This is a genomic window from Rhodococcus sp. Chr-9, from assembly GCF_000801125.1.
Lineage (GTDB): Bacteria > Actinomycetota > Actinomycetes > Mycobacteriales > Mycobacteriaceae > Rhodococcus > Rhodococcus pyridinivorans.
In genome coordinates, this window is record NZ_JTIZ01000089.1 from 408083 (window position 1) to 418664 (window position 10582).

At 67.1% G+C, this 10582-nt stretch carries 7 protein-coding genes; 4 read left to right on the forward strand and 3 right to left on the reverse strand.

Going from position 1 to position 10582, the window contains the following annotated elements; translation table 11 throughout:
- Nucleotides 1-43: 43 nt before the first annotated feature.
- Nucleotides 44-1375, forward strand: coding sequence for a S1 family peptidase (locus QR64_RS13920; protein ID WP_019291013.1), 1332 nt, complete (start codon nucleotides 44-46; stop codon nucleotides 1373-1375).
- Nucleotides 1376-1541: 166 nt separating this feature from the next.
- Nucleotides 1542-2849 (forward strand): S1 family peptidase, encoded by a 1308-nt coding sequence (locus QR64_RS13925; RefSeq protein WP_006553038.1) that lies wholly within the window; start codon nucleotides 1542-1544, stop codon nucleotides 2847-2849.
- Nucleotides 2850-3181: 332 nt separating this feature from the next.
- On the opposite strand, the gene QR64_RS13930 is transcribed toward QR64_RS13925, so the two are convergent.
- Nucleotides 3182-3880 (reverse strand): hypothetical protein, encoded by a 699-nt coding sequence (locus QR64_RS13930; RefSeq protein ID WP_039585596.1) that lies wholly within the window; start codon nucleotides 3878-3880, stop codon nucleotides 3182-3184.
- Between the two features lie 434 nt (nucleotides 3881-4314).
- Between QR64_RS13930 and QR64_RS13935 the strand changes: the two genes are divergently transcribed.
- A complete protein-coding gene (locus tag QR64_RS13935) occupies nucleotides 4315-7503 on the forward strand; it encodes a (Fe-S)-binding protein (protein ID WP_039585598.1) in 3189 nt (1062 codons plus the stop codon).
- 58 nt (nucleotides 7504-7561) lie between these two features.
- On the opposite strand, the gene QR64_RS13940 is transcribed toward QR64_RS13935, so the two are convergent.
- Nucleotides 7562-8512 carry a hypothetical protein gene (locus QR64_RS13940; RefSeq protein ID WP_006553041.1) on the reverse strand — a complete coding sequence of 317 codons (951 nt, stop codon included), beginning with the start codon at nucleotides 8510-8512 and terminating at the stop codon, nucleotides 7562-7564.
- A 94-nt stretch (nucleotides 8513-8606) separates the two neighbouring features.
- The gene (locus QR64_RS13945) at nucleotides 8607-9581 is read right to left on the reverse strand and encodes an alpha/beta hydrolase (RefSeq protein WP_052227310.1); all 975 of its coding nucleotides are present in this window, start codon (nucleotides 9579-9581) and stop codon (nucleotides 8607-8609) included.
- A 115-nt stretch (nucleotides 9582-9696) separates the two neighbouring features.
- Here QR64_RS13945 and QR64_RS13950 point away from each other — a divergent pair, with 115 nt between their 5' ends.
- Nucleotides 9697-10575, forward strand: coding sequence for an esterase/lipase family protein (locus QR64_RS13950; RefSeq protein WP_039585605.1), 879 nt, complete (start codon nucleotides 9697-9699; stop codon nucleotides 10573-10575).
- Nucleotides 10576-10582: the final 7 nt, after the last annotated feature.

Genomic DNA, 10582 nt, shown 5'->3' on the forward strand with positions numbered 1-10582 from the left:
AGCACCTGTTCAAGAGCACATCGAGCACACATGAAAGGCCTCCATGCGTCTCTCGTCGGCGTCGCGCGCCGCAGTCCGTTCCACCACCCGCCGCGTCGCAGTCGCAGCGGCCTCCGCGGTTCTGCTGGCTGTGCCTCTGAGCGCCACAGCGAACGCCGCGCCCGCCGAACAGTTGCCGTCCACTGAACTTCCCGCCGAGCTCGTCGAAGCGATCCAGCGCGACCTGGGTCTGACGCCCGAGGAATACCTCGATCGCGCCGCGCGGGCGCAGGAACTCGGTGACTACGCCCGCGACTTCCGCTCCGAGCGTCCCTCCGAGTTCGCCGGCGCCTGGCTCGGCGAGGACGGCAAGCCCGTCATCGCCGTCACGAACCCCGAGGCCGCAGAGAAGGCAGCCCAGGACGGCTACCGGGCGACGGTCGCGCCGGTCTCGGCCGACGGACTCGAGCAGGCCCTCGCCGAACTGAACCGCTGGGTGGCGGGGCTCCCGCGCGAGGTGTCGTCGCAGATCAACTCCGCGTCGATCGATGTGCTCAACAACCAGATCGTCCTCGACATCGTGAACTCGCCGATCGGGCGCGCACTGAACCTGCCGTCGCTGGTGGCGAACGTGCAGGTCCAGTTGTCGCCGGGCATGCCGCCGAACGATCCGGCCCCGATGGGTGGCGACACCTACATCACCGCCGACGGCGACGTCCGCGCCACGCCCATCGAGCGCATCGGCATCTGCTCGTTCGGCTTCAACGGTGTCGACGCCGACGGCGACGCCGTCAACCTCACCGCCGGTCACTGCGACGCGGTCGCTCGTTCCGACGGTGGTTCGACGGTCTACCTGCCCAACCGCGCGAACATCGACGAGAGCGTCCGGATCGGCAAGTTCACCGAGTCCACGGTCGGTACCGACAGCACCCTCGACTACGGCATCGTCTCGCTCGACAAGGCCGGCGTCGAGGCGGGCCTGGACCGCCCGTCGGTTCGCGGCGGCAACGGCTCGACCCTCACGGTCACCGGCACGGCCGTTCCGGTCGTCGGCGCGCCCGTCTGCAAGTCGGGACAGTCGTCGTCGTTCACGTGCGGGCTCGTCGTCGCCGATCGCATCGAGACCCAGCTGACCTACGACTCGGGCTTCTCGAGCACCATCCGCGGCTTCGCGACCTCCGCCTGCACCCTCGCGGGTGACAGCGGTGGTGCCATCGTCACCGGCACCCTCGCCCTCGGCGTGATCAGCGGATCGAACAGCGCCGGCGCACCGAACTGCGTCGAGGCGAATCTGGTACTCGCGCCCAACGGTGGCACCTCCAGCCTCGGCATCCCGATCCAAGAGATCGAGAACGCCACCGGCGCCCGAGTCCGTACTGCGGCGAACCCGTCATAATGCCCGGAACACCCGGGCCGTTCGTCACAACAGTCACACGAGTCTCATACGTAACCGAGAAGTAGCTACGTACTTCCGCGATCACCCCTTAGGATCGGACGGACGCCGATCCGCGGGGGAACGGCGCCTTCGCGCGTGCATGCGCGAGGGAACGAGAAAGGTATCCATGCGACGCACCTTCGCACGTCGGACGGCCGTCATCGGTTCGACCGCACTGCTGCTCCTCGGTCCCGCCGTTGCCATCGCGCAGGCCGAACCCGAGACCGAACCGGCGCAGACATCGTCTCTGCCGGCCGAGCTCGTCGAGGCGTTGCAGCGCGACCTGAACATCGATGCCGAGCGCTTCCTCGCCGATGCGCAGCGCAGCCAGGATCTCGCCGCGTTCGCCGAGAAGGCACGGGAGCAGTTCGAAGCCGTCTTCGCCGGTGTGTGGCTGGACGACCAGGGCACCGCCACCGTCGGCCTCACCGAAGGTGACGGCTTCGAGGAGGCCCGCAAGGCCGCCGAGGATGCCGGATTCACCGTCGCCGAGACCGAGCGCAGCGAGGACGCCCTCGAAGATCAGCTCGGCGCGCTGGGCGACTGGCTCGAGACCCAGCCGCCCGCCGTCGCCGATGTCATCCGCGGCATCGCCGTCGACGTGGTCAACAACGATGTCGTCGTGCGCACCGACAACGTGTCCGGCGTCGAGCTCCCCGACTTCCTCGACGGCGTGCGCGTGCTGTTCGCTCCCGCCGAACTGACCCCGGAGGGCGCAACCGACCTGCAGCCCATCGCCGGTGGTCTCGGCGCGCCCGACGCGCTCTTCGGCGGCGACGCCTACGCCGCGCTCGGTGCCGGCGAAGGGCTCCGCTGCTCGCTCGGCTTCAACGCCGAGGACGGCAGCGGACGTCCTGTGAACATCACCGCCGGTCACTGCGACCCCAACCGCGCCCAGGCCGGTACGCGATGGGCGTCCCAGGTCCACCAGCTCGTCGGCGACAACCTGGGTCAGCACCTCGGCTCGTTCGAGAAGACGGTGCTCGACCGCAGCGACTACGCGCTGATCCGTCCCTCCGCCGAGGCCGCAGCCCGTTTCGAGAACAACGGCGTGCGCGTTCCGTTCGCCGCTCCGCTGACCATCACGGGCGTCGCGGATCCCGTCGTCGGCGCTCCGGTCTGCAAGTCGGGCCTGCGCACCGGCTACAGCTGCGGCGTCGTGACGGCCGCCAATCAGAACGTCGAGATCGGCCACCGCGTGCTCGAGAACGGCTTCTCCACCAACCTGTGCGCCCTGCAGGGCGACAGCGGTGGCACCCTCGTCACCGGCACTCTCGCCCTCGGCATCTCCAGCGCCTCGAACGTCGGCCAGTACGGCATGTGCGAGATCGCCGGGTTCGTCAGCGGCCTGCTCGGTGAGAGCCCTGAACTGTTCGCCACGCCGATCAAGACGGTCCTGGCCGAGAACCCGGGCCTGAAGGTCCGCACCTGGTAGCGCGAGTCCACACGACGACGAGGCCCGGCTTCCGCACCGCGGAGGCCGGGCCTCGTTTCGTCTCATCTCCGCAGATTGCGCTCTTCTCGAAGCGTCGTTCGGGCGCCAAGATCGAATCGGATAGGCTCGCCCGATCGGTCGGACCGGACGAGTGGACCGCAGGGACAGAGGGAGATTGAAGTGCTGGGATCATCGATCGTAGGCAGCATTGCGGTGCTGCTCACGGATCAGCAGGTGCTGTGGAATCTGATCAGGCTTTTCCTGGCCGGTTGATCTGCATACGAAACGGCCCCGTCACCCTGCAGGGCGACGGGGCCGTTTCGTACTACTGCTTACTTATCTTCGGCCCACTGCGTGGTTCCCGGAGCAGCCAGCAGATCCTGGACCACCGCGATACCCGCGATGACAGCCGTCGGGCCGCCAGCCGTGAACGCGCCGATGGTGCCACCGACGCCCGCACCGGCACCACAGCCGAGGATGGTCCCTGCGCCCGGCACGATCGTTCCGGGAATCGCTCCGACGATGCAACCGATGATCGCGCCCGCGACAGTGCCGATAGCGGTGGCCATGCCCAACTGCGACACGAAGTTCTGCTGCGACTTCAGGTTCTCTTCGGGCGATGCGACATCGGTGAGCTTCAGCGCCACCGGGGTGAGCGACGGTCCGACCTTGTCCTCAGGTGCGACCGGGGTCGCCTTGGACAGGTCGGTGACGGGGGTCAGCGTGAGAGTCTTGCCGTCCTCGCTCACCTCACGCTCGAAGGGCAGCTGCAGATCGCCGAGCTGGATGGCGAGCGGCAGGCTGAGGACGGTGTCGCCCTCGTCGTCCTGCAGTTCGACGCTCTTTCCGTCTCCGGAGACCTGGAAGGAACCTGCGTCGATGACGGTCACGACGGACTCACCCTCGGGCCGGACCTCGTAGTTGATCGCGTCTTCGTCGGCTGCGGCCGGAGCGGCGTACGAAGTTCCGGCGGTGATGCCCATGGCGGCGATCGTCATCGTCGCCACAGCGGCAAGCTTCTTCAGCTTCATCTTTTTCCGTTCTGTGACATGGCGCACGCCTGTTAAGACGCCCCCATTCTGCTGTATCGACCTGAAGTTCTACGTCCCCCGACGTGTACATCCCACGTGCGAACCCCACGTACCGGGCAAATCATAACCGACATCACATCCGGAGCGTTATACCCCCTTGTTCGAATGGACACCGCATCGTGGCCGGTAGAGCGTGTCGTGACCTCCGTGTGACACACGCCTCGTTTCGGGCGAGTTAGGACATCCTGCGCGACGGCGGTATCGCGTTTGACCTCTAGCGTGTCCGGGCACACGGTCTCCGATTCGACGCAGATTTTGCTACTGGCGGGTAACTCCAGTTCAGACCAAGTTACCGGTGGGTAACTTAGCTTGCGTTACGATGCGGTGACTCATACCAGGCGGCACGACGCCGCCCCCGACACGAAAGGCCACGTATGAATGCCCTGACGATTACGTTGGGCACGATCGGCGTGCTGCTGAGCCTCGTGTGTTGGTTCGCGTTCATCAGCGGCGCGCTGAAGATGGTCAACACGATCCGTATCGGCCAGCCGGCCCCGGACCGCTGGCGGCCGTTCTTCCCGCGCTTCAAGCAGATGGTCGTCGAATTCCTCGCGCACACGAAGATGGTCAAGTTCCGCACCGTCGGCTGGGCGCACTGGCTGGTGATGGTCGGCTTCATGCTCGGCGCGATCGTCTGGTTCGAGGCCTACGGCCAGACGTTCGACCCGAGCTTCCACTGGCCCATCATCGGCAACACCGCCGTCTATCACTTCATCGACGAGATCCTCGGCCTCGGCACAGTGATCGGCATCCTGACGCTGATCTACATCCGCCAGCGCAATCATCCACGTCAGCCCGGACGGATGTCGCGCTTCAGCGGCTCGAACTTCAAGGCCGCCTACTTCGTCGAAGCGGTCGTGCTGCTCGAGGGCCTGGGAATGATCCTGGTGAAGGCCGGCAAGATCGCCACCTACGGCGGCGGTCACCTGTCGACCGACTTCTTCACCATGCAGGTCGCCCGGATCCTTCCGGAGAGCCCTGAACTCGTGTCGGTCTTCGCGTTCATCAAGCTCATGTCGGGCATGGTGTGGCTCTACATCGTCGGCCGCAACATCACGTGGGGTGTCGCATGGCACCGCTTCTCGGCCTTCTTCAACATCTACTTCAAGCGTGAGGACGACGGCGGTCCCGCCCTCGGTGCCGCACGTCAGATGATGTCCGGCGGCAAGCCCGTCGACATGGAAGACGCCGATCCGGACAAGGACACCTTCGGTGCCGGCCGCATCGAGGACTTCACGTGGAAGGGCTGGCTGGACTTCACGACCTGCACCGAGTGCGGTCGTTGCCAGTCGCAGTGCCCCGCCTGGAATACCGGTAAGCCGCTGTCGCCGAAGCTGCTCATCACGTCGCTGCGCGACCACGGTTACGCCAAGGCTCCCTACCTGCTCGCCGGTGGTCGCACCGATCTCGGTGGCGACGAGGTCGGCTTGGTCGACGCCGAGGGCAACCCGGACGAGGCCAAGCTGGCGAAGATCCCGGCGTCGGCTCGCGAGGAGTCGGGTCGCAAGCTCGTCGGCGAGACCGAGGGACTGCTGGAAGCAGGCGAGCTCGCTCCCGTCATCGACACCGAGACCCTGTGGTCGTGCACCAACTGTGGTGCGTGCGTCGAGCAGTGCCCGGTGGACATCGAGCACGTCGACCACATCATCGACATGCGTCGCTACCAGGTGCTCATCGAGTCGGACTTCCCGTCCGAGCTCGCGGGTCTGTTCAAGAACCTCGAGAACAAGGGCAACCCCTGGGGGCAGAACGCCAAGGACCGTCTCAACTGGATCAACGAGATGGAGTTCGACATCCCGGTCTTCGGCCAGGATGCCGACAGCTTCGACGGCTACGAGTACCTCTTCTGGGTCGGCTGTGCCGGTGCCTACGAGGACCGCGCCAAGAAGACCACGAAGGCCGTCGCCGAGCTCCTCGCGACCGCTGGCGTGAAGTTCATGGTCCTCGGCGCCGAGGAGACTTGCACCGGCGACTCCGCTCGCCGCGCGGGCAACGAGTTCCTGTTCCAGCAGTTGGCGCAGCAGAACATCGAGGTCCTCAACGGTGTGTTCGAGGGCCTCGAGCAGAGCAAGCGCAAGATCGTCGTGACGTGTGCGCACTGCTTCAACGCGCTGAACAACGAGTACCCGCAGGTGGGTGGCAGCTACGAGGTCGTCCACCACACGCAGCTGCTCAACCGTCTGGTGCGGGCGAAGAAGCTGGTCCAGGTCAAGGCCGTCGGCCAGGACGTGACCTACCACGACCCGTGCTTCCTCGGACGGCACAACAAGGTCTACAACGCTCCGCGTGAGCTGATGGCGGCGTCGGGCGCGAAGCTCGTCGAGATGCCGCGTCACGGCGAGCGGTCCATGTGCTGTGGTGCCGGTGGTGCCCGCATGTGGATGGAGGAGAAGATCGGTAAGCGCATCAACATCGACCGTGTCGACGAAGCGCTCACCACGAATCCCGCCAAGATCGCGACGGGCTGCCCGTTCTGCCGCGTCATGCTCACCGACGGTGTGACGGCGCGTCAGGAAGAGGGCAAGGGCGAGGGCGTCGAGGTCATCGACGTTGCGCAGCTCATGCTCGAGTCGATCTCTCGCGTCGAGGCTGCGAAGCTCAGCGACAACCTCAAGGTCGTCCAACAGCCGAAGACTCCGGTCGAGGTCGAGGAGACCGCGGAAGAGGTCGAGAAGGAGCGCGTCGAGGAGGTCGAGGCGGCAGCGGCAGCGCCGGCTGCTCCGAAGACCACCGGTGTCCCGAAGTCCGGCGGCCTGCAGATGAAGGGCGGGCTGAAGGCTCCGGGCGGACCGAAGGCTCCCGGGGGCGCGAAGGCTCCTGCTGCCGAAGCTGCCGAGGCGCCGGCAGCGCCGAAGGCGAAGCCGGGCGGCCTGCAGATGAAGGGCGGTCTGAAGGGTCCGGGCGCGAAGAAGGCTGCGGCGCCGGCCGCACCGGCCGCGTCGTCCGAGGCTTCTTCTGCTCCTGAGACCGAGGCACCGGCAGCACCGAAGGCGAAGCCGGGCGGGCTGCAGATGAAGGGCGGTCTCAAGGCACCGGGCGCGAAGGCCCCGGGCGCTGCGAAGCCGGCCGCACCTGCTGCTCCCGCCGCTCCTGCCGAGTCGTCGGAAGCTCCCGCTGCCGAAGCACCCGCGGTGCCGAAGGCGAAGCCGGGCGGACTGCAGCTCAAGAGCGGCCTGAAGGGACCGGGCGCCAAGAAGGCGGCTCCGGCGGCGTCCGCAGCTCCGGCTGCACCTGCCGAGGAGGCACCTGTTGCCGAGGCTCCCGCGGCGGAGTCGTCTACGGCCGAGGCGCCTGCTGCGGAGCAGCCGAAGGAGTCGGTGATCCCGAAGGCGAAGCCGGGCGGACTGCAGCTCAAGAGCGGTCTGAAAGGTCCGGGCGCGAAGAAGGCTGCGCCTGCCGCTCCGGCGAAGGCGGAGCCGACGCCGGAACCCGAGCCGGTCGCCGAGGCTCCGGCTGAGCCCGAGGCGCCCGCGACCCCGGCGAAGCCGGAGGTCGAGGCACCGAAGGCGAAGCCGGGCGCGCTCGGCTTCAAGCCCGGCGCGAAGGCACCTGGCCGCAAGTAGGTACGCAACGCGAGGTTGAGGCTCGCAACGCTGGCAGTGACTGCTGGCGTTGCGAGCCTTACTTCTTTGTTGCGTACCTCCCCGTCGGCCCGCTTCCCCGCGCCGCCCGTGCGAACGCCTCCCGCACCTTCGTTGCGACGGCGCCGCGGGTCCCGAGGTCCTGCCACGTCCACCGCACCACCGTCCACCCCGCGTGACGCAGTGCGTCCTCCCGCAGCTTCTCGCGGTAGACCACGTCCTCGGCGGCGGTGGTCGCGACCCCGTCGCGGCGGTACTTGATCCGACCGTCGAACTCGCCGATCACACCGTGCTCCGGCCACAGGAAGTCGACGCGAGCGAGCCACCTGCCGTCGGCGCAGAAGACGTCCACCTGCGTGAGCGGCATCGGGATCTGCTCACGGACGAACAGAACCCTGCTCCGCGACTCGCCGGCGCTGTCGCTGCACCCGCTCGACAGCTGCACGGCACGACGCGCATGCGCGATGCGGGGATGACTCCCCATCCGTTCCACGGCACGGGTCAGCTCGTCGGAGGCAACCAGCCCCGCTCGCAGCGCACTGTCGGCAAGTACGACGGCCTGCTCCACCGGCACCGTTGCGGCCACATCCGTGATCGTCCGTGCGACCGACAGCACCCGCGCTCCCCTCCGGTCCACGACGTCCGCCTCACGGAAGAGCGCCGCGTGCATGGCGCGGCCGGGTGTCCTCCGCGCTCCACTCGGCGCGTTGCGGGTGAGGTGCACATCGTCGAGTGGGATCTGCCAGACGTCGAGCCCGTGCAGCACCGCGGCCGATACGTGGCTCAGCGCCGAGGTCGGTCCTGCATTGGCGATGAACGCCCGTGCCCGAAGAGCATGTCGAGCGTGATCGTCGGCCCCCGCATATTGGTCGGACTGGACGAAGACTCCCGACGCGAGCCGAGTCCACGTTCCGTTCCGCACCAGACGTCGGATCTCCGCATCGGTGACGCCGCGCGCATTTGCCTCGCGCCGCAGAATCAACTCCCCCATGGCGCCTAGCATCGCCCGTCGCCCCGGGCCGCAGGTGCCTACGAGGACGAATCGGCCGGAACTGTGGATGAACCGACCGCCTGTGGATGAACCGTCAGGACGCGCCGATCGCGGGACCGAGGACGGGCCACGAGTTGTGCAGGTCGTCCTGCCAGTAGCCCCAGTTGTGGGTGCCGTCGTCGTGGATGTCGATTGTGGCGGGGATGCCCAGTTCGTCGAGGCGCGTCGCCATGCGTCGGGTGCAGTCGGCCGCGGCGGCTTCGATGAGCCCGCCTTTGATGACCACGTCGGCGAGGTCTTCCTCGTCCTTGATCCACTCGGATTCGAGATTGTCGTAGCGGCCGGGCAGGCCGGTGCGCGACGACAGGTACAAGGTGGTGCCGCGCAGTTTCTCGGCGTTGACGTAGGGATCGTTGGCGACCCAGGTGGGGTCGTCGAACGGACCCCACATGTTGAGCGGGTTGCCGAAGAAGTTGACGACGGTCGTGGTGACGAAGGCCTGGCCGAGGGGGTCGCTTGTGCGTGCGCAGCCGCTGAAGCTGCCCACCGCGTCGTACAGATCCGGTGCGGCAATCGCGAGATTGAGCGACGACGTGCCCGACATCGAGAAGCCGATCAGGCCGTTGGTGCCGGTGGTCGCGTAGGTGCTGTCGATGACGGGCGGCAGTTCCTCGGTGAGGAAGGTGGCCCACTTGTAGCGGCCGAGGTTCGGGTCGTCGTGCTTCCAGTCGGTGTAGTAGCTCGACTCGCCGCCCTTCGGGATAACGACGTTGACGTGCTTGTCGGAGAAGAAGTCGACGATGTCGGACTGGTCCATCCAGCTGTTGTTGTACGACCCGCCGTCGACGCCGCTCAGCACGTACAACGTGGGGCTGGGAGTGACGGTGTCGGTGGGGCGCAGGATCCGCAGCTCGATGTTCTCGTCCATGGACGGCGAGTAGACCTCGATGTCGAGTTGCTGGTCGTCGACGACCGTAGTGCTCACGAGCCGGGCCTCATCGGGTTCTGCGGACGCCGTCGACGCTCCGAGGCCCCAGGTCGACGCCACGACGGTCGTCACGACAACCAACGCGGATACCCGCCGCATAGATATACTCCGATTCCGTTCCCCTGCGCAGCCCCCGGAACACCTTATAGGGCCGCAGTGCACTTACCGATAGTCGTCACTGTTCGAAGGATGACCCGTGTTTGGCCGACCGCTCCTGCTGACCGTTCTCGCCGCGGGTCTTCTCGGCTCCGGCACGGCGGCCGCCTCGCCTGCCACGCTGCCCGTGCCGTACGAACTTCCCGACACGGTGGCTCTGGAGCTCGAGAATCCGGGTGGTTCGGCTCCCGGCTCGAACGACCCGAACTGTCGCCCGACCCCCGACAAGCCCAATCCTGTTGTGCTGGTCCACAACACCAGCGGTAACCGGCAGGTCGCGTGGCAGACGTTCTCGCCTCTGCTCGCCAACGCCGGCTACTGCGTCTTCGCTCCGACCTTCGGCGCGTTCCCCGGTCCGTGGCCCGTCAGCGCTCTGGGTGGGATGGCGCCGCTCGAGCCGAGCACACATCAGCTCTCCGCATTCGTCGACGAGGTGCTCGCGCAGACCGGCGCCGAGAAGGTCGACATCGTCGGCCATTCGCAGGGCACGCTGGTCGCGGCGAAGTGGATCGGTGACGGCGGCGCCGGCAAGGTTGATCGACTCGTGTCGCTCGCTCCCCTGTGGGACGGAACGACCATCGTCACCAGCGACGGTGTGATGCGCGACTTCGAATACGCGACCTGCCCCGCCTGCGCCGACATGCTTCCCGGCTCGCAGTTCCTCGAGGATCTCGCCGCGACCGGCCGCTTCGTCGAGTCGGTGGAGTACACGAACATCCTCACCGCCCACGACGACGTGGTGGAGCCGTACACGAGCGGCCTGGGCGAGGATCCGAACGTCACCGATGTCGTGCTGCAGGACGTGTGCTCCTCCGCGAAGACCACGCACCTGGAGATGCTCGCCGACCGGCTCACCACGGAGCTCGTGCTCTCCACGCTCGACGAGACGGTTCCGGCGCCGACCGGCTGCGTCGACTGACAGCACC

Coding starts and splice junctions, on each gene's coding strand:
- QR64_RS13925 (WP_006553038.1), top strand. CDS start 1,542: ATGCGACGCACCTTCGCACGTCGGACGGCCGTCATCGGTTCGACCGCA.
- QR64_RS13920 (WP_019291013.1), top strand. CDS start 44: ATGCGTCTCTCGTCGGCGTCGCGCGCCGCAGTCCGTTCCACCACCCGC.
- QR64_RS13935 (WP_039585598.1), top strand. CDS start 4,315: ATGAATGCCCTGACGATTACGTTGGGCACGATCGGCGTGCTGCTGAGC.
- QR64_RS13940 (WP_006553041.1), bottom strand. CDS start 8,512: ATGGGGGAGTTGATTCTGCGGCGCGAGGCAAATGCGCGCGGCGTCACC.
- QR64_RS13930 (WP_039585596.1), bottom strand. CDS start 3,880: ATGAAGCTGAAGAAGCTTGCCGCTGTGGCGACGATGACGATCGCCGCC.